12 protein-coding genes are annotated in these 20,311 nt (G+C 37.3%); 9 read left to right on the top strand and 3 right to left on the bottom strand.

Annotation, left to right across the window (positions count from 1 at the left end; genetic code table 11):
* The first annotated feature begins 13 nt into the window (after positions 1 to 13).
* Positions 14 to 2,506, top strand: coding sequence for a response regulator (locus IQ264_RS11575; RefSeq protein ID WP_193980933.1), 2,493 nt, complete (start codon positions 14 to 16; stop codon positions 2,504 to 2,506).
* 261 nt (positions 2,507 to 2,767) lie between these two features.
* Here IQ264_RS11575 and IQ264_RS11570 read toward each other — a convergent pair whose 3' ends face one another.
* The 3 genes from IQ264_RS11570 to IQ264_RS11560 all read right to left on the bottom strand — a co-directional run bounded on the left by IQ264_RS11570 (position 2,768) and on the right by IQ264_RS11560 (position 9,954).
* Positions 2,768 to 5,053 (bottom strand): response regulator, encoded by a 2,286-nt coding sequence (locus tag IQ264_RS11570; RefSeq protein WP_193980932.1) that lies wholly within the window; start codon positions 5,051 to 5,053, stop codon positions 2,768 to 2,770.
* Between the two features lie 23 nt (positions 5,054 to 5,076).
* Positions 5,077 to 8,976: a PAS domain S-box protein gene (locus IQ264_RS11565; RefSeq protein WP_193980931.1), complete on the bottom strand. Its 3,900-nt coding sequence runs from the start codon at positions 8,974 to 8,976 to the stop codon at positions 5,077 to 5,079.
* A 438-nt stretch (positions 8,977 to 9,414) separates the two neighbouring features.
* Positions 9,415 to 9,954, bottom strand: a complete 540-nt coding sequence (locus IQ264_RS11560; protein ID WP_228061470.1) for an MAPEG family protein — start codon at positions 9,952 to 9,954, stop codon at positions 9,415 to 9,417.
* Between the two features lie 538 nt (positions 9,955 to 10,492).
* Here IQ264_RS11560 and pssD point away from each other — a divergent pair.
* The 8 genes from pssD (at position 10,493) to IQ264_RS11520 (ending at position 20,305) form a co-directional block, all read left to right on the top strand.
* Positions 10,493 to 10,942 carry a PssD/Cps14F family polysaccharide biosynthesis glycosyltransferase gene (gene pssD, locus IQ264_RS11555; RefSeq protein WP_193980930.1) on the top strand — a complete coding sequence of 150 codons (450 nt, stop codon included), beginning with the start codon at positions 10,493 to 10,495 and terminating at the stop codon, positions 10,940 to 10,942.
* A gap of 124 nt (positions 10,943 to 11,066) precedes the next feature.
* Positions 11,067 to 11,609, top strand: coding sequence for a glycosyltransferase (locus IQ264_RS11550; protein ID WP_193980929.1), 543 nt, complete (start codon positions 11,067 to 11,069; stop codon positions 11,607 to 11,609).
* Between the two features lie 78 nt (positions 11,610 to 11,687).
* The gene (locus IQ264_RS11545; RefSeq protein ID WP_193980928.1) at positions 11,688 to 13,724 is read left to right on the top strand and encodes a GumC family protein; all 2,037 of its coding nucleotides are present in this window, start codon (positions 11,688 to 11,690) and stop codon (positions 13,722 to 13,724) included.
* Entirely contained in the window at positions 13,721 to 15,088 is a 1,368-nt protein-coding gene (locus tag IQ264_RS11540; RefSeq protein WP_193980927.1) for an O-antigen ligase family protein, read from the top strand. The genes IQ264_RS11545 and IQ264_RS11540 overlap by 4 nt, the downstream gene beginning before the upstream one ends.
* Positions 15,089 to 15,262: 174 nt before the next feature.
* Positions 15,263 to 16,462, top strand: a complete 1,200-nt coding sequence (locus IQ264_RS11535) for a glycosyltransferase (protein WP_193980926.1) — start codon at positions 15,263 to 15,265, stop codon at positions 16,460 to 16,462.
* 13 nt (positions 16,463 to 16,475) lie between these two features.
* Complete coding sequence (locus tag IQ264_RS11530) at positions 16,476 to 17,684, top strand: glycosyltransferase family 4 protein (RefSeq protein WP_193980925.1); 1,209 nt, start codon at positions 16,476 to 16,478, stop codon at positions 17,682 to 17,684.
* Positions 17,685 to 17,702: 18 nt separating this feature from the next.
* Positions 17,703 to 19,172: an oligosaccharide flippase family protein gene (locus IQ264_RS11525; protein WP_193980924.1), complete on the top strand. Its 1,470-nt coding sequence runs from the start codon at positions 17,703 to 17,705 to the stop codon at positions 19,170 to 19,172.
* A gap of 71 nt (positions 19,173 to 19,243) precedes the next feature.
* Positions 19,244 to 20,305, top strand: coding sequence for an endo-1,4-beta-xylanase (locus tag IQ264_RS11520; RefSeq protein ID WP_193980923.1), 1,062 nt, complete (start codon positions 19,244 to 19,246; stop codon positions 20,303 to 20,305).
* The last annotated feature ends 6 nt before the right edge of the window (positions 20,306 to 20,311 follow it).

Below are 20,311 nucleotides of genomic sequence, written 5' to 3'. Positions count from 1 at the left end.
TGAAGAGGTATTTATGGAAACAAATATTTCTGAGAAAGGTATTATTTTAATAGTCGATGATACGCCCACCAATCTAGAAGTACTACTCGATTTGCTAGAGGCTGATGGTTTCAAAGTCGTGGTAGCGGAAGATGGAGAAAGAGCGATCGGTCTAGCAGAATACGCTCCACCCGATTTGATTTTGCTAGATGTTCTCATGCCCGGAATAGACGGATTTGAAACCTGTCGTCGTTTAAAAATAAATTCAATTACAAAAGAGATTCCAGTCATCTTTCTCACTGCTGTTACCGACAACGTTGATAAAGTCAAAGGCTTACATCTCGGAGCAGTCGATTACATCACCAAACCGCTCAATCATGAGGAAGTTTTAGCACGAGTTAATACTCACTTTCGGCTGCAAAATCTGACTAAGCGATTAACTGAACAAAATGAGCGATTAGAAAAGGAAATTCAACAGCGTCAGCAGGTAGAAGCAGAACGGGAGCAAGCATTTAGAGCTTTACAACGCAGTGAATCCCGCTTTAGACGTTTAATTGAATCCAATGTAATTGGGGTGGTGTTTAGCATGACAGATGGCACGATTACAGATGCTAATGATGCTTTTCTAAAAATCATTGGATACGATCGCACAGACCTAACATCTGGAAATTTAAACTGGCATACAATCACACCTCCAGAATATGCTCATCTCAATCAAGCAGCGATCGTAGAATTAACCTGTTCAGGAGCATTTAATACCTTTGAGAAAGAGTACTTCCGCAAAGATAAAAGCCGCATTCCGGTAATGATTGGCGGCGCTTTGCTTGATGAATCTCAACAGGCGATCGTTAGCTTTGTTCTTGACCTAACTCAGCACAAACAAGCAGAAGACAAGATTCGGGAACAGGCAGCTCTACTCAACATCACAACAGATGCGATTATAGTCCGAGATTTAGACGATAAAATTCGGTATTGGAACAAAGGGGCAGAGCAGATCTACGGATGGAATTTTGAAGAGGCGATCGATCGAAACGTGAATCAACTTTTGTATCGACCAGATTTGGTCGAGCAACTGGAAATTGTTCAGCAAAGTTTAACAGCATCTGGTGCTTGGCAAGGTGAATTATATCAAGTCAATAAACAAGGAAAAGAAATCATTGCTGCTAGCCGTTGGACGTTAATGTGTGATACACAGGGACAACCAAAATCTGTCTTGACAGTTAATACAGACATCACGGAAAAAAAACAACTGGAAAGACAATTTCTCCGCACTCAAAGGCTGGAAAGTTTGGGTACACTTGCAGGCGGTATTGCTCACGATCTCAACAACATTTTGGCTCCAGTTCTGGCTACAGCACAATTATTAAAACTCAAGTTCCCCAACGCCGACGAACAAAGCCAGCATTTGTTTGAAATCATTGAAACAAACAGTAAACGCGGCGCTGCTTTGGTCAAACAAGTACTTCAATTTACTCGTGGCGTGGAGGGTAAAAGAGCGATCGTACAAGTGAAACATCTGATCTACGAAATTAAGCAAATTGCTGAGAAAACTTTTCCTAAATCTATTGAAATACTGGTTAATGTAGAATCAGAACTTTGGTTAGTGTCTGGCGATGCCACTCACCTGCATCAAGTGCTGATGAATCTGGTAGTCAATGCTCGTGATGCAATGCCAAATGGCGGTAAACTCACCATCTCTGCCGAAAACATATTTGTAGATGAAAACTTTTCCAGGATGAATATTGATGCAACAGTTGGCTCCTACATTAAACTTACTGTTAAAGACACAGGAACTGGAATGTCCGCTGAAATAGCAGATAAAATTTTTGAACCGTTTTTTACAACTAAAGAAATTGGTAAAGGAACAGGATTAGGGCTTTCTACAGTCAGGGGGATTGTTAAAAGTCATGGAGGATTCATTGATGTGTCTAGCAAGATTGGTGAAGGAAGTGAGTTTAAAGTATATTTACCAGCCGTAGAAGCATCCGTTTCCCCAGAAGCAGAATCGCCTAATTCGCTCAACGGAAATGCGGAATGGATTCTCGTTGTAGATGATGAAAAGGCAATTTTAGAAACTACTAAAGTTTCGCTAGAAACCTATAACTACCGCGTGCTAACAGCCAGTGATGGAATTGAAGCTATTTCGCTTTGCGCTCAACACAAAAACAAGATTGCTGTAGCGTTAGTTGATATGATGATGCCATCAATGGATGGAATAACCACAATTCAAACTTTGCAAAAAATTGATCCGCACATTAAAGCGATCGCAGTCAGTGGATTTGTGTCTAACGATAAATTGAAAGAGGCAAGCGGAATCAAAAACTTCATCAATAAGCCCTTCACTATTCAAGAACTGATGCAAATGCTACATAGTGTATTAAGAGAACCAGTTGAAGTCGCAGGGGAACTCTTGAGCAGGGGAGCTCTTGAGCAGGGGAGCAGGAGGGACAAGGAGACAAGGGGACAAGGGGACAAGGGGATAAGAAGAAGTTCATTAACTCAAAACTCAAAACGTACAACTCCTTAAACTTTCCTCCAACTCTGTACGGGCGGGTTTAGCAGACAATTTCTCACCTGATATCATGTCCGGCTTAAATACCCCCGTTATTCTTTAGTCCGTGTAGGCGGACTTTGTTTGTGTAGCCACGTTCGCGTAGCGTGTGCATAGCACGTATTTTAATCGCCTAATCATAAAAGGGGTAACTGACCCGGATTTGGTATCAAAACTCAGAAGTTCGCCAGTCCCCAGTCCCCTTGCATTCCCTTACCAGAAGTACAAAAGAGCTGTTTATTCGATAATTGGTAATTGAACGATGAATTGAGTGCGATTGTTATTGCTTTGAACGGTAATTGTCGCGCCTATCTGTTCAACCAGTTTCTTCACTAATGCCAATCCTAAGCCAACACCGCTGTATTTCCAAGGATCGTTGTTGGGTATGCGGTAGAACTTATTGAAGATATGAGGAAGTTCTTCAGGTGCAATTTCGCTACCCGTATTTGTGATGCTCAGATAGAAATTTTTTCCTTGGGTATAAGCAGAAATTGCGATCGTCTCACCTGATGGAGTGTATTTGCAAGCGTTATTGAGTAATTCGGTGAATATGCGGCTAAAGCTACTTAAGTCAACTGTTAGGGTCGGAAGATTAGGTTCAATTTCTAGTTGGAGTGTTTGCTGTTGATTATATGCGCGAATTTCAAAACTTTCGATCGCATGAGGCAGCCAATCTTGTAAATTTATTGGGATAGGTTGAGTAGCATAAACTCCAGCTTCTATGTGCTGAAGATTAAGTAAGTCTTCTATTAAGTTGAGTTCCCGCTCAGATTCTTCTTGCAAAATTCTCAAATAGTGAATTGCTTCTTTGTTGTGTGCTTCTGACTGAACAGTGTCTTGAATGAAAGTTTCTCCTTGATTGGTAAGCCCCATTAATAAGCCAGTAATCATGTGAATACTGGAAATTGGAGTACGCAGTTCGTGAGAGATGGTACTGAGAAAATCATCTTTGAGATGATTGAGTCGTTCGAGCTCTTTAACTTGAGATTGTGACGTTTCATAAAGTCGAGCTTGTCGGAGTACGATCGCACATTGATTAGCAACTTGTTGCACCAGATGAATTTCCATCTCGCTAAAGCTGGAATTAATGGATTTGAATACCCAAAGATCGCCAATAACTTCCGGTTGTTCCAATTGTCCATCAAAAATCGGACAGACCAAAGTTGCCGAATGATTGCGAATGTTAGTAGCTTGAGTCTGACAAAAGGCGAAGCAATAGCCTTTTTGTAATTGTCCATAAATCTCAAAAGCATCTCGGATTTGAATTTCTTGCCCTTGATTTGTGGGTAGTCCTGGAACAACATACTGATAATGAATTTTCGAGGTAAGACGATCGAGACTATAGAGAGCAGCATCACAAGCTTGTGCTTCGATCGCGACCGCTAATTCTTTGACAGCAATTTCTAAAATTTGATGCGAATCCAATGAATCGCGTACTTTATCAGAAATCCGTTTCAGTGTTGCTTCAAAATTGAGCGATTGCTGTAGTTCTAAAGTACGGATATAGACTTCTCTTTCCAAAGTGTTACTGAAGCTTTGAATTTCATTATAGAGTTCGGCTTGTTGAATAGCGATCGCTATTTGACAAGCCAATTGCGAAAGTAAACTCACTTCTGAACTCAGCCAACTTCTAGGAGCAGAACAATGGTGAATAATGAGCAATCCCCAAAGCTTTTCATTAGCCAAAATTGGCACCACTAATTTAGCTTTAACTGCCCATTGTTCCACAAATTCAATTAAACAAGGAGCCATGTCTAAATTTTGGGCATAAATATCATTAATAATGCCAATTCTGCCATGATTATAAAGTTCATGATAGGGTAAAGGAAATACTTCTTCTGGGAAAGACTTTCCTAAAATAGCTGGAAAACCTGCGACAACTGATTCAGCAACTACTTTTCCCGTATGATTAGCAAATACTTGATAAATTAATACGCGATCGGCTTGCAACAATTGTTGAATCGCAGAAACCGTTGTATGGAAAACAACTTCTTTATTAAGAGATTGCCTAATTTTGAGAATAATCTGAGCCATTAACCGTTCTTGTTCTGCCTGAAACCTCAACATTTCCTCAGTTTTTTTTAGCTGTTGATTCTGAGTTAATAGTTGCTGTTCCTGCTGATAAATTGTTAGCTGATGCCCAATCCGAACCAACACTTCTTCAGCTTGAAACGGTTTAGTGATGTAATCTGCTGCGCCAGCTTTAAAGGCTTTCACTTTATCATTAACATCATTCAAAGCACTTAAGAAAATTACTGGAATATGACAAGTGGCAGGATTAGCTTTCAGGATCGAACAAACTTCATAACCATCCATTTCTGGCATTCGCACATCCAACAAAATCAGTTCTGGGGGATTTGCTTGCACTGCATCCAAAGCGATTTTGCCACTAATCGCTTGTCTCACTGTATACGTTTCATCTCTTAAAATTGCAGACAAAGTTCTTAAATTGTCCGGTTGGTCATCGACAATTAAAATACTGATTTTGGTTTTTTTGTCTGGGTCAGATGTAGTTATATTCATAACAATAAACTTCCCTCTCAACTTTAGGATTCCCAATTCATAGGCAAATTAGCTAACTTGACGATTTCAGGAAATTCAAAGTTTTGTGTCAGTTGGCGTAATCCATCTGCAAGTTGGCTGTTCTCAGCAGGAATTTGCTCGAGCAATTCCAAAACTGCATCTTGATCGCAGGATAGCGCCTTGTAGTTTAATAGGGCAATCCATTCTTCTGACATTACAGATAAACTCTCAGTAGTTAATGTCTGGGCGGGAGAAAGGTTGGTATGATTGTGCAATTCCGGTTGATTTTCGGCATAAATATAAGAGATTCCTAAATATTTTGCCATTTTTTCAAATAAGGTGTCTTTCTGGAATGGTTTGCAAATGTAGTCATCACAACCTGCGGCGAGGGCAAGGTCACGATCGCTTTGCGAAGCATGAGCAGTCAGAGCAATAATAATCGATCGTTGATGTTGCAAATTGAATTTTGATTCCTCATTTTCCACATCTGTTTCACTTTCCCGCAAGATAATTTCTTGCTCTCTAATCCATTTTGTAGCTTCATAGCCATTAACCAAAGGCATCCGAATATCCATCCAGGTGAGATGAGGTTGCCATTCTTTCCAAATGGCGATCGCATCTTGTCCGTTCCTTGCTTCTCGCACGTCCAATCCTAACTGAGTTAATAGTTTAACTAACAGTAAACGGTTTTCGGTTTGATCGTCGACTACTAATATGCGATATTTAGGTTGATTAGGAACCAGTCCAATGACTTGGCGATCGCTTTCCTCTATTTGTATTTCTGCACTAGTAGCAATTTGAGTTGGCAAGATCAGTGTGAATAAACTGCCTTTTCCTACTGTGCTAGTTAGGCTAAGTTCTCCTCCTAATATATGGGCAAGTTTACGGCTAATGGTTAAACCTAATCCTGTTCCTTCCGTTGTTCCTCTACCAGCTTCAGCTTGTACGAAAGCATCAAAAATTTTATTCATATCTTTCTCAGCAATACCGCTGCCAGTATCTTCTACTTCAAATCTCAGGAAGTGAAGCTTTGAGGAAATACGGTGATTTTCTGTTGTGTGTTTTACTTCTTCTTGTTGACGATCGACTCTCACGCGCAAGGAGATGCTGCCTCGTTTGGTGAATTTGATGGCATTGCTGAGGAGGTTAATTAGTATTTGACGGAGTTTGCTGGGATCGGTGCTGATGTATTGAGGTAAATCTGGATCTATATAGAAGTTAAAGTCGAGATCTCTGGCGATCGCTCTTTGGCTAAACATACTGCGAAGTGAATGCAATAGGGCTACTAAGTCAATATTGCACAGGTTAAGCGTGGTGTGTCCAGCTTCGATTTTTGATAAATCTAGCACATCATTAATCAAGTTGAGCAGATGATCCCCACTGCGGCGAATAATTTGCAGGTTTTCTTGCTGTTCGCTACTCAGGGATAGATCGTGGCTCATTACTTGCGTAAATCCGAGAATTACGTTTAACGGGGTACGTAATTCATGGCTCATGTTAGCTAGGAAGATACTTTTGGCTTGATTTGCTACTTCTGCGGCTTCTTTGGCTAGTTGCAGTTGAATTTCAAATTGCTTGCGTTCTGTAATATCTTGTCCAATGCCAATATAGTAGCCGTTAGAAAGTCGGACATTTGCCCAAGAGGTGTACAAGCTTTGACCGGAAGCTGTTAAGGTAATATAGTCTTTCCATTTACCATTAGCTGCGGTGATATGATCTAGTACTTCTTGGTAATAGGTGGGATCGGGATAACACTCAACTAACAAATTTCGTTGTTTCCAATCTTCTAGTGACCAGCCTAATACTTTTTGCAATTCAGGATTGATGAATTCGACATGGTGGTTTTCGTTAAACATCGTTACCATGATCGGAATGTGGTCAAACATGGCTTGTAAGATTTCTGTTTGATGTTTCAGTTCGATTTCTGCACGTTTGGGATCGGTAATATCGCGTACCATGACCAATACTTGATCTTGCTGTAGCTGTAATGGCACAATTCGCACTTCTTCATAAATAAGTCGATTTTTGATTAAAATCTGATGCTCATAAACTTGCGTCTTTCCAGTTTGGAGAGCCTGTTGCATAGAATTCATGCAAAGTTGAGCTAGTTCATGAGGCAAGACATCAAAAATATTGAGATTCTGACTAATCTGCTCTGAATCGATCAGAGTCAACTTATTTTCAGAAATAAAATCTAGATAAGTACCATCAGAACGCATTCGGATCAGTAAATCTGGGATTGCTTCAATAATGGCTTGTTTTGTAGCTTCGCTTTGACGTAATGCTGCTTCGGCTCGATATTGTAGAGTCATATCAACTGCTACTCCGCCCACCAATGTTTGTCCAGTTGGGTCAGGAATAGGGAATTTATAAACTAGAAAATCGCCCATTTCACCATTTCGACGCGGAGCAATTTCAATTGCTTCAAGTACCTGCTGAGTTTGAGCAACTGTTTGAATATTTTCCAGAAATTGTTGGGCAACTTCTTGAGGATAAATTTCAAAAATAGATTTACCAACTAAATCTTCAATTTGGATGAGAAAAGATTGGTAATAAGTCTGACTGAGATATAGTATTATGCCATTGGCATCGGTAATCCAAGCAGCGGCAGGGCTATGATTCATGAATGCTTGAAAGCGAGCTTCACTCAGGCGTAGGGCAGTTTCAGCTTGTTGGCGTTCTTTTTCAATGCGTTTGCGATCGCTAATATCTCGACAAATACAAAAATGTATTCTCTCGTGTTCTAATTCCACTCGGTTCCAGCTAATTTCTACGTCATACACAGAACCATCTTTACGGCGATGCTTTGTTTCAAACAGAGGTATTATCTCATCTCTGTTGATGAAAATTTGTAGTTCTTCTTTCGTCCACTGAGCATCCCAATCCGCTACATTAAGTTGTAAGGTTTCCTCTACGGTATAGCCAATCATCCGAGCAAAACTGGGGCTGGCTTGTACTACATCTCCTAGATGATTCATGGCAACAATGCCATCCATTGAAATATCGAAAAGTGTTTTACTGCGTAGCGATTCTTTTTTCAGGGCAAGTTCTGCAAGTTTGCGATCGCTAATGTCTTTCAGAAAACAGTAATGCCCCAAAAGTTGGTGTTGTTCGTCGTAGGATGCAATCATCACCAATTGTTTATAAAAAATTGCACCATCCTTGCGAACTCCCCTAGTTTCAACTTCTATTCTGCCTTCTTTTACCATTTGGTGATAAAGAACCAGCATTTTCTCTAGTTCATCAGGATGCACTGTCCGTTCCCAAGACATCCCAATCATTTCTTCTGGTTGGTAGCCAGTGATGCTGGCATAAGTTTTATTAACGTAGAGGTAGCGTCCTTGAACGTCTAGTTTGGAAATGCCTGAGACTGCATTTTCTAATACCCCAGTCATTTCTCGCAGGTTTGCTTCTGCTTGCTTCAGTTTGCTAATATCAATGAAGGTAACTACAATTTGTTTGAGTTGACCCTTGCCATCAAATTCGGGAAATCCACTAACTAATAACCAAGTTTTTGGCCCACAGCCTCTACTAATTCCTAGCAGATAATTTTCCAGGGGAATTCCTGTAGATAAAACTCGATTGACAGGGTATTCCTCTATGGGTACGATCGTGCCATCTTCATGAATAAAATGCCATGCTGGATCGATCGCTGTTTTTCCCAACATTTGATCCATCGACAGCCCTAATAAATCACAAGCGGTTGCATTACATAACAAAATGCTAGTATCAGGTGCGTGAACTACGAACCCAGTATTTATGCGATCGATCAATTGACGATATCTGCTTTCACTTTCTCGCAAACTCTCTTCTACTTGCCGTCGCTGGATGATTTGGGCCTGTAACTTTTGGTTGATTTGTCTGGTTTGTTGAATTTGCTTTTTGAATTGTTGAATCCATTCATGAAAGAGCGATCGTTTCACCTGAACCTCCTAAACCAATACCAGATGTAAATCCTCACCCAGTAATGCTTGAGTTACTTGTTGGGAAATTGAAGCCCTTTGAGGATTGGTCGGTTGTCCTTTTATACTATTTGAGATGGCGTAAATAAATAGAAAAAATAAAGAAACTTTAAGCTAATTTCAGAAAATAAACTCTAGTAGGGTTAATTCATGAATTTATATCATGTCTGGCAAGATTACCCATAATGTCTCTACATTATATATAACGTCTCTACAAAGTTGTGCATTAAGGATACTATGGCTGATTAGCCGGACATGATATGGTGCTACATTTAGATAATCTGTCGAAGTCTTAACTTAGCTACGCCTTTTATAGCGATCTTTTACCCAAATATAACTACAGCAACTAAGTGGTTTTCCGTTTGAATTGAGCGACAAACAAATGATTAGTTCACCTACTTAAAATTGCTGGACACTATAGTATAGACAAGCTATGCTACCAATAATGTAGACTAGCCAAGTGCCGAAAAAGCCGATCGCTCGTCCCGGCGAAAGCCCATAAATTTGAATCAGTCCCCAAGCATGGGCAATCCTTCCCACAATTAACATTAGACATCTCCAGAAATATAAAGTTGCGTTGTCTGAAACCTTTGTAGAGACCTTGCATGCAACGTCTCTACATTCTTTGTTGGAGATGTCTATTGCACCCAGCATCCAAATCAAGCCAGTTGAAGCTTGCATCAATTCCAGTGCGATCGAAAACAGCAAACCGATCGGAACATACTCAGTAAAATTGCCATAAGCTCGAATCTTTCGTTGCAACACCCCATCATCTGCTTCTTTTGTAACAACTGTTTTTTGCGTCAGTTTCTCAACAAAAGCAGCCCAGGCATTAGGATCTTTCAAGTAGTCAGGCTGTAAGGCAACTTCTGCGGTTGTCGATCCATGCCAAATGCGAGTTCGGGTACGTTCCATGACTACTTGATAGGATAAACCCAAAGCGAGTAACCCCCGACAGCCAATGAAAAAGGTTGGATGGGAACTATTGCAGATATTTATGAAAAATTCTTATATTACTGATAATTTTTATCTTTCTGTACATTTATAGCTATTCTCTAATTTAAAAAAAAATCCGGGAAATTCTCTACTCTTTAAAAATCAATCCGGGAAATTCTCTATTCTTCAAAAAAACTTCATATAATTGAGTTTGTCAACTTGTCTCTTTAATGAGAAAAGCTAGGTCGATCGACAGTAAAAATACGTATTCTATATTAACATTATAAGAATTTTTTATGAATTATTTAACGTTAATTGACTAATTATTGCAAAAATGTTAGAAATATATACTAAGCAAAGAAACTTTACAAAAAAAATATGTAGTTTCACCAGTAGCGACTTTCTCTAGTAAATTTCACGTACTTATTTACAAAAGTAGTGAGGTAACCACTGAAAAAAAAGAGACTTTTCTTAATCTCTAGCAAAACAAACCGTGATTTGGGCATTCATGATTTAGATAGGTATTTGTGAGGTGTAACCTATGAAATTACTTTTAGCATCAACATCAGGTGGACATTTTTCAACAATGCGTAGTTTAAAAGATTTTTGGTTTCAACACAAAAGAGTGTGGATTACAGACTTTAAGCAAGATACAGAAGTTCTGATTGAAGAGCAAGAAACAGTTCATTGGTTGCCTTATCAAGGGCCAAGAGATTTATTAGCTTTCCTCAAGAATGTACCAGCGGTAATTAAAATCATCATCAAAGAAAAACCTGATTTAGTAGTGTCAACGGGAGCGAGCATTGCGGTAAGTTTTGCTATTATTGCTAAGTTATTAGGAATTCCTTTTATTTATATTGAAAGCATTTCTCGGTTTCATGACTTAAGCCTTAGTGGTAAACTTGTCTATCATTTTTCCCAAGAGTTTTATGTGCAATGGTCAAACCTATGCGATAAGTATCCCAAAGCAATTTATAAAGGCGTTGTTTAACCCTTGGGATCAGGAAGAATCAGTCAAATCGTCAACATCATTGCAATGTTGATTAAAAGTCTTTACTTTGGGATGCGCTCTACTTGTAGCAAGGCAAATTTTCAAATTAACCCAAACACAGCCAATGATTACTGTAACTTTAGGAACAATTCCCTATCCTTTTAATCGAGTAATAGATTGGATAGGTATCTTGATCGAAAAAGGCATAATTTCTGAACCTGTGGTTATTCAGCATGGGGTAACAGAAATTTCTGCTTTAAAAAAATATCCACAAGTCACTACATTTTCAATTGTTAGCCTAAGTAACATGGTGACATTGGTGGAAAAGTCGCGCCTAGTGATTTCTCACGCAGGTCAAGGTTCTACTAGATCTTTAGCTGCTAAGAAAGCTTCTTTTATTCTAGTACCAAGACTGGCGCGTTACGGAGAACATATTGACGATCACCAATTATTATTTGCTCAGTGTGTGGAATCATTAGGTGTGAAACATTGTTTATCCCTAGAAACACTTGAAGAAGCGATAAAGAAACCACCTTCTCCTCTACCATGTGCTCTATTTGATAGCCCCAAACTAGTCGAACACTTAGTCAAGTGCTATCCTGCTGAAAAGCCGAAAAATACCAATATTCTAGAAAAGGAAAAAAAAGATTTATACTTTATCCATTGAGTAATAGAGGAGAGAATTAAGGTAATTTAGTAGGAATGTAGACAAGTAGGAAATTAAGCGAATACAAAAAAGATGAAAATGTTTATTACAATAGTAATGAGACATGGCAAAGCTTTACTAGGACTAAATTTATTTATTCTAGTAATTGGTGCTTTTAGCATATTAACCTTAAAACCTCAGTGGACAGCTAGTGCTCAATTAATTCTTCCGAATCCAAGTAGTGATTTAAACGCTAACTTAGGAAAATTAGGGAATCTCAGCGATGAAGGGATTCAGTTTTCTCAACAAGTTAATCCCTTGAATACTTTGCGATCGATCATGAATAGTGATGAAGTAATCGGTAAACTATGGAAAACCGATCCTGAAAAACAAGAATATCCACGATTGGATTTGTACAAGTCTTTATTTAAAGTTTCTCCGCAAAGTGAGACGACGATCATTTCTGTGGATGCTCAAGGCTCGACACCGGAACTAGCAGAAAAACGAGCTAACGCTTTTATTTCAGTATTTAAAGAACGATTAAATGAATTACGCCAAGATGACGGCAAACAACGAACAGAATTTTTACAAAAAGAACTTGAACAAGCTTTTAATAATTTACAAACAGCAGAAAGAACCTTGGCTAATTTTAAACAAACTTCTGGATTAGTTAATAATGATTCCCAAACTGATAAAATAGTTATTAGTATTAATAACTTAAAAACGTTGGAAGCGCAAACTCTAGCAGAAGCCCAAGCTAGAAAAACTGAAGTTGCTGTTTTGTCAAGCCGTTTAGGTTTAACTCCTAATATAGCTGTTCAATCTTTAAAGTTAAAGGAAGATACAAATTATCAATACTTGCGACAAAAGTTGTCTGAAGTAGAAGCGGCTTTAGTGGAAGCACAAAGTAAATTTTTACCTACTCATCCTCTAGTTCGTAATTTGCTAGAGCAGCGTAATCGGCTACTTAGTCAGCAACAAAGATTTTTAACTCAAGCTACTGGTGAACAATTGACGCAAGTGAAAGTAGATTCGTCAATTGGTAATGATTCAGCTCCTTTAATGCAGCAACTAATTTTAGCTGAAAGTCAATTTGCTGCATTGGAACAACAGGCTGAAAAATTAAGAAATCAAATTAATCAATTGAGTGCGGAATTGAAAGCAATTCCTAAAGATCAGGCTAAATTAAATGAATTGCAACAACAAACTGACATAGCGGAAGGTATATATAATGGTTTAGTTGCTAGGGTAAAGGAGAGTAAGTTAAATGCTTTTGGTGCTTACCCTAGTGTTCAAATTTTGGATCAACCGAGAGCTGGTGATAAACCAAGTGGTGCCGGAAAACGCCCGATTATTTTAGGAATAATTTTAGCGTCTGTTTTTGGTAGTGTAGCCTTAGCTTTGTGGCTAGAAAGTGGTAATCCTTTACTCAATGTTAAGGATATTCATACAGTGAATATTCCAGTGCTAAGAAGTATTCCTCGCTTTAAAAGTTTTGCAACTGGTAATGATTCCCAGTTGGAAACTTCTATAGAGTATCAACGATTAGCATCAGCTGTGAGTATGATTCTTTTGCCTAATCGTCGTTTGTTGGTTAGTAGTGCGATCGCAGGGGAAGGAAAGACTACTGTAACAATGGGATTGGCGATCGCCTTAACCTCTCTTGGATTTCGAGTGTTGATGGTCGATGCAGATATTAATACAACTCAGTTAACTCAACGCTTCGGAGTTCCTCTAGGACGACAATTAGATTTTCCCTCTTTGCCAATATCTATTCGCCCCAATCTCGATTTATTGACCATAATTCCCCAAGGAGAAAACATTAATGAATTTATTAGTCGAGGGGGGTTTGAAAAGGCTTTGAATTTTGCTCAAACAACAAAAGATTACGATTATGTATTAATTGATAGTATGCCTTTAACCTTAACAAGCGAATCTCTATTAATGGCACTTGTAGTAAATAATGTTTTACTTGTTGTTTCCCCAGGAAATAGTTATCGCAACCCATTTAACGACAGCATTAATTTATTAAAAAGACACCAAGCTCGTGTGGTTGGATTAGTTGTAAATAGAGTGGAAACACCTAATGAAGGCTATCTTTATGAACAGCAAATTACCAAGGAGGTAAATTCATGAAAAATTTAGTCCTCCCTAGCGACTTATCTAAAATTTTAAGAAACAATGAACCTTTATTTAATAATTTATTGATTCGTTGGCAAATATTAAGCATTGCTGAAAAATTAGTCTGTGCAAATATAGTCCTAATACCCGTATGGTGGGTATTAGGACTATATAGATATATGCCAACTTTGCTGCTTTTAGGGATTTTTTGTTACGAAAAACGTAACTATGGACAAATACACTTAAAACGCCCACAAATTACTGTAATAGCTTTACTTATTTTTACTACTTATCGTGAGTTAGGTTCACTTTTTTATGACTTAATTAACTCGGAGCCAATAAGTATTACTGCTTTTGTTCGTAGCTTACTTTTTTGGTATCCTATTGCTTTTTTACTTTGGTATATTCAAAGCAACAAAATTAAGATTCGTCTAGAAGTTGTAGCTTGGGCTTGCTCAGTTCTTGTGATTCAAATGTTAGCATTTTGGGTAGTCGGTCAGTTAATTTTAGGTGCTGGCTCTTATACTCCGCCTCGTACTCCTTTTTCCAGTTTACTAGGTAATGCTGAAGGCAATTATGAACCAGGTAAAGGATTAGCAAATTATCTGATTCCTTACCGTCCAGGTGATGTTAGTATTGGGAAATTTGCTCGTTGGAGTTTTTTCTTCATTATTCCAGAATTACTAGCATTAGTAGTAGCTTTTATTGCTACATTAGCTCTAGATTTAAAAAATCGTCTGTGGTCAATACTTCTATTCGGAGGAAGTGTTTTTTTATTATTATTAAGTGGAACTCGATCGGTTTGGTTAACTTTACCAATTATGTTGAGTTTGCGTTACTTAATCATGCTTGGTACAAAGCGGGGATGGTACTTAAGTTTTGCTTTAATAGCAGTAATTAGTTTTACAACCTTATCATTTCCTCCCATAACAAATTTTCTTATTAATACTGCGTATGAAAAGTCAGAAGAAACTGGTAAATACCGTGCTGATTCGACAAAAGTTCGTAGCGATATTTATCGAGAAACTATTGAACGGATTCCAGATAATTTATATTTAGGTCACTGGAAACCTGGACCGACAGTATTACCAGGTTTTGAGCTTGGTCGGGTTGGTACACATAGTTTTATTTTAGGAACTTTACTATATCACCTTGGTTTAGTTGGAACTACGTTGTTTCTGTCTTTTTGGATATCTTTATTTGCCTGGGTTTTCCAAACTTCTAAAGGTAGACCTTGGTGTAGTTATAGTGTGTTAATTATGTACACTTTACTCTGTGTTGTAATGGAATATGGAGAATTATTAGCTTGGATGCTTGTTATTTTATCTCTAATTATTCGTTCTCGTGAATCAAAAATACTTACTCAAAACCATAAGTAATTATAAAGCAATAGGTAGTGATTAGTTGATTGCTGATTTTAGTTTATTAGTTTAATAGAATGGACAAATGCTAGTTAAAAATAAATTGAATGCGATCAAAAACAAAAAACTGTCTTTGTATAAAATATTAGGCAAACAACCACAAAAAAACAATTAGTAAAATCTTTTTTAATTATGCTAATCTCAAACGTACAAAAAAAACAACTTTTAATATTACCTAGTGCTCAGAACACATTAGGAGGAACTTTAGTAACTTTATCTTTAATGAGCAAAGGATTTGCAGACTGTGGTATGGGTGATAAATTAAAAATATTAGCTTGTTCGGGTTCTTTGTTAGAAAACTATTTGAAAGAAAAAGGGTCGGGAAAATACTTACAGATAATTCAAGCGGGAAACCAGAAAGAATTTCTCCAAAAATCTTTAGAATTCATTCATCAACAACCTAAAGATTTTCCTTTATTGCTTGATAATTGTGTACAGCGTGAAGTTGTCCCCACTCTTACTATTTTGACACCTAAGTTACGCTGGAGCGGTCGTCCAGTTTACTTTTTTTTCCACGATCTATCCTTATCTTATAATCATTTGGGATATCTGGGGAGAAAAGTATTTTTTTCCTTGTTGAAACCTATGGCTATTTGCAATTCTCACTATACTGCTAGTCATATTAAAAATTTTGTTTCACCTGTAAAAGGAGTTTTGTATCAACCAGTTGATTTAGAAAAGTTTAATTCTAATCTTTCTGAAAAGACACCGCCAGAGAAATTAAAACCTATTTTGGATAAAGGAGAAAAATTAATACTGACACCGAGCCGAATTAAACTATCAGGTGATATGAATGATAAGAACTTATTTGCTTTATTGCCTCTGTTAGTTGAACTTAAACGTAGAGGCTACAAGTATCATGGTGTTATTGTAGGAGAAGATAAAACGCCGAATCAAATAGCTAGCCGTTCTTTACAAGAAGAAGCAACAAAGTTAGGAGTGGCAGATTGTTTTTCAATTTTGCCACCAACTTTTGAAATAGAAAATTATTACAAATATGCGGATGTAGTGGTTACATTAGCTCCTAGAGAACCTTTTGGTCGAACTGTGGTAGAAGCGATCGCCTGTGGCGTACCAGTTGTTGGTAGTAATACTGGTGGAATTAGCGAAATACTAAATCATTTTGCCCCTGAATGGACAGTTGCTCCTAATGATTTTAAAGCCGCAGCTGACACAATCATTAACATAGCAAATAATCCAAATTCGCGAAATTTAATTGCTCAAGGCCAACTTTGGATAAAAACTGAATGTAGCTTACAAGGCTATGCTCGCAAAATTATGGAAATTACCCAACTTACGCCTACAAATGAGCTAATCTATAATGAAAACTAGGTAAATAATTATTATGCAAAATCATACTGGAATTGACACAGTAACTAACAATCAAATTTCCTCACGCGATATTTTAGTTATTTCACGAACGTTTTTACCAAAAGAAGGAGGAATAGAAGAATACGTTTACAATCGCTGTTTGCAAGACTCCCAAAGAATCATTGTCTTAACATCAAGTTATCCAGAAGCTGCTAAATTCGATCGAAAGCAACTATTTCCTGTATATCGATGGTATTTGCCACAATTTCTCAAGACTGGAACTTTAAGCAGTCTTGCTAAACAGATTTTTAATCTAATTGGCTCATTTGTTTTAGCAATTCAACTTTATTTTCGTTACCGCTATCGTTACATTGAATGGTCACATGGTTATGATTTTCCTTCCTTATTACTATTAACTTATTTGTTACCTGTTAAATGCTTTATTTATTTGCATGGCAATGACCTATTGTGTCCTTTAAAAAATCCTGTATTTAAAGCTATATTTTATTGGACGCTTCAGAGAGTAGAAGGCGTTGTTTGTAATAGTTCTTTTACCTGTGATTACCTCAAACAACACTTTGATATTACAACGCCAACTTATGTGATTAACCCAAATATTAGACCAGAAAAATTTGGCATTAAAACCCTCGCAGACCTTAATCCTGGAACACTTCATTTTCAGCTGAGGCAAAAATATAGTATTCCCGAAAATGCGATTGTAATTTTATCAGTAGGTCGCTTAGTTGCGCGTAAAGGATTCGATCGCATTATTGAAACTTTACCTAAATTACTCGCCAAAAATTTAGATGTTCATTACATCATTTGCGGTCGAGGAGTAATGGAACCCGAATTAAGGTCATTATCCTTAAATTTAGGAGTAGAAAACCGAGTACATTTTGCTGGTTATGTTCCCGATCAAGAATTAGCGAAATATTACCTTGGGTGCGACATATTTGCCATGATTACTTACTTTGATACTGCCGATCGAAGCATTGAAGGATTTGGCATAGTTTACCGAGAAGCCGGATTTTTTGGTAAACCTGTAATAGCTGCTCGTGTTGGTGGAGTTGTTGATGCAGTAATTCATCAAGAAAACGGCTTACTAGTCGATCCTAATTCACCAGAAGAACTTATTAATGCACTAACATTGTTGTGTCAAAATCCACAACTGCGAGAAAAATTAGGTCAAAAAGGACAAGAACTTGCCCAGCAACAAATACTCCATAGTTCCATCTATCTTTAAATAAAAAGTAGAGAGTTTATGCCCGATAGTAATGCTAGTAAAATTGCGAAAAGCAGTTTATGGCTAACAATAAGTTACGCGCTTAATAAACTTGCCCAGCTAGTTGCTCAAATTTATTTAGCACATCTTCTTTCTCCCAAAGATTTTGGAATTTGGGCAATGGTTTTGATTATCACAACCTTAACTGATTTATTTCAAGAACAAGCTATAAGTGCTGTATTAATTCAGCGAGGATTAGATAATAAAAAACTCGTAGATAATGTTTACAGTTTGGGCATTAATATCTCCTTTGCAATGTTTTTGCTCTTAAGTTTGGCTGGTTTACCTATTTCTTGGTTTTTTAATCAACCTATATTATTTCCGTTAATTGCTTGTGTCTCTCTTAAGTTTTTAATTAATGCTGGCAGTGGCGTTCGTGGTTCAATTCTCCAGCGTCAAATGAAATTTAAAGAACTAGCAATTATTAGTACGGCTGAAGGAATAGGCAGAATGGGAGGAGCATTAATATTTGCTTTATTCGGAGCAGGTGTTTGGTCATTTGCTGCTGGAGAAATATGTCGGGCAATTACAGATGCAGTATTAAAACGTTGGTATTGCCCTTATCAATTTATTTACTATCTTCTCCCAGACAAAAAAAAATTGGGTGAAGTATGGAGTTTTATTAGTAGTTTAGTAAGCATTAATTTGGCAGTTTATGCTAATACCAATAGTGATAATTTTTTAATAGGAAAATTCTTGGGAGCTAAATCTTTAGGCTATTACAATTTAGCTTATCAGTTAGCTATGTTACCAGCTTTTGCTTTATCCCAAATTAATAAGATAAATTTTTCTATTCTTTCTCAATATAATGATGAAAAAAGAAAATCTTATTTATGTCAAATACTGGAGTTATATGCTTTATTTTATTCACCGATTTATAGTATTGGCTTTATTATTGCCCCTTGGATTATTCCCTTAGTATATGGTTCTGAATGGAGAGAGTCAGTTCCCTTGTTTCAAATAGTGTTAATTTTTGCTTATGCTAGGGGATTTATGTCAATTCTGGGAACTGCTTTAAATGCGATTAATAAACCTGCTATTAATGCAGCAATTAATTGGGCTTTAGTTCCTTTATCTGTTCCTGCTTACTTTATTGGTGCTAAATTAGGAGGAACTGTTGGTGTGGCGATCGCAGTTACTTTAGTAATGGGTATTGCAGCAACTATTTGGTTTTGGTTTGCTACTTGTCGCGCTGCTAAATGGAGCCTGAACACATTAGCTACCCCAGTAATTTTACCAACCGTTACTGCAATTGTGACTACTTGGATAGTTATTTTCTTGACTAATTCTTTAACTTTACCACTCCAAGCGATCGTCCAACCTTTACTTGTAATTGTAGTTAATACTTTCCTAATTTCACTTCTGTCTGCTGGTCGAATTCCCCGCACAGTACTAACACTTTTCAAGCAAATTTGGAAATCAAAACAAAAATCAATTCAGGTTAAATAAACTGCAAATTTAATTGCTTAAATAAGATAATGTTAAAAAAAAGATTTCTGTTTATAATCCTATTTTGCGTGATGTTGGTATTAAGTATTTTTGTCTATAAATACCAGGGAATTTCTCAAGAAAAAAGTACTATAAATGAAGAAGTTGATTATCTAGTAAATGCTCGATCGAGTACCAATGTAACCTTACGCCAATTAGCTCAAAAGTCTCAGATGAAAATCGGTACTTCCGTACTAATTGAACCACTCCGTAAAGATGCCAAATATCGAGAAGTATTAGCACGAGAATTTAATACCTTAACTCCAGAAAACGCGATGAAATTTGGAAAATTAAGTCAGGAAAGAGGTAATTATAATTTTGCTGATGCTGATGATATAGTTGCTTTTGCTCAAGATCATCAAATGCAGGTACATGGACATACTTTAGTTTGGTATCGCAATCTCCCCAATTGGTTTAAAGATCGGCAGTTTTCTCGTCAAGAATTAATGGATATTTTGCAAAAGCATATTTATACAGTTGTCGGACGCTACCAAGGAAAAGTTAATTCTTGGGATGTAGTTAATGAAGCAGTTAACAAGGACGGAAGTTTCAGAGATTCAATTTGGTTAAAGACTATTGGCTCAGAATATATTGAAATGGCATTTCGTTGGGCACATGAAGCTAATCCGAATGCACGTTTGTTTTACAATGATTTTGAAGCTGAGGATTTAGGAAAAAAGTCTGATACTATTTATAATCTAGTTAAAGAATTACGTCGAAAAAATGTTCCGATTCACGGCGTAGGTTTTCAGATGCACACTAGTATTAAAAAACCACCGAATTACGCAGAAGTAGCCGCTAATATCCGTCGGTTAAATGAATTGAAATTAGAAGTAAAAATTACTGAAATGGATGTTAAAATTCACAATCAACCAGTTGCAGTTACGTTAGCAGAGCAAGCCAAAGTTTATGAAAACATTACTCGAATTTGTTTAGCAGCACCTAATTGTAATACTTTAACAACTTGGGGGTTGAGCGATCGCTTTTCTTGGATTCCTATCTTTTACAAAAGTCCCGATGCACCACTACTTTTTGACCAAAACTACCAACCGAAACCTGCTTATTATGCAGTGGCTAAAATTGTAGCTCGGTGAAGATTT

Origin of the sequence: [Phormidium] sp. LEGE 05292, assembly GCF_015207735.1 — a bacterium.
Classification (GTDB): domain Bacteria; phylum Cyanobacteriota; class Cyanobacteriia; order Cyanobacteriales; family Aerosakkonemataceae; genus Floridanema.
Note: the sequence above shows the minus strand (reverse complement) of the source record. Positions and strands in the feature narration are given on the sequence as shown.

What these genes read in the sequence shown, in the direction of transcription:
- IQ264_RS11540 (WP_193980927.1), top strand. Translation starts at nt 13,721, where the DNA reads ATGAAAAATTTAGTCCTCCCTAGCGACTTATCTAAAATTTTAAGAAAC.
- IQ264_RS11570 (WP_193980932.1), bottom strand. Translation starts at nt 5,053, where the DNA reads ATGAATATAACTACATCTGACCCAGACAAAAAAACCAAAATCAGTATT.
- IQ264_RS11535 (WP_193980926.1), top strand. Translation starts at nt 15,263, where the DNA reads ATGCTAATCTCAAACGTACAAAAAAAACAACTTTTAATATTACCTAGT.
- IQ264_RS11530 (WP_193980925.1), top strand. Translation starts at nt 16,476, where the DNA reads ATGCAAAATCATACTGGAATTGACACAGTAACTAACAATCAAATTTCC.
- IQ264_RS11575 (WP_193980933.1), top strand. Translation starts at nt 14, where the DNA reads ATGGAAACAAATATTTCTGAGAAAGGTATTATTTTAATAGTCGATGAT.
- IQ264_RS11520 (WP_193980923.1), top strand. Translation starts at nt 19,244, where the DNA reads ATGTTGGTATTAAGTATTTTTGTCTATAAATACCAGGGAATTTCTCAA.
- pssD (WP_193980930.1), top strand. Translation starts at nt 10,493, where the DNA reads ATGAAATTACTTTTAGCATCAACATCAGGTGGACATTTTTCAACAATG.
- IQ264_RS11550 (WP_193980929.1), top strand. Translation starts at nt 11,067, where the DNA reads ATGATTACTGTAACTTTAGGAACAATTCCCTATCCTTTTAATCGAGTA.
- IQ264_RS11525 (WP_193980924.1), top strand. Translation starts at nt 17,703, where the DNA reads ATGCCCGATAGTAATGCTAGTAAAATTGCGAAAAGCAGTTTATGGCTA.
- IQ264_RS11545 (WP_193980928.1), top strand. Translation starts at nt 11,688, where the DNA reads ATGTTTATTACAATAGTAATGAGACATGGCAAAGCTTTACTAGGACTA.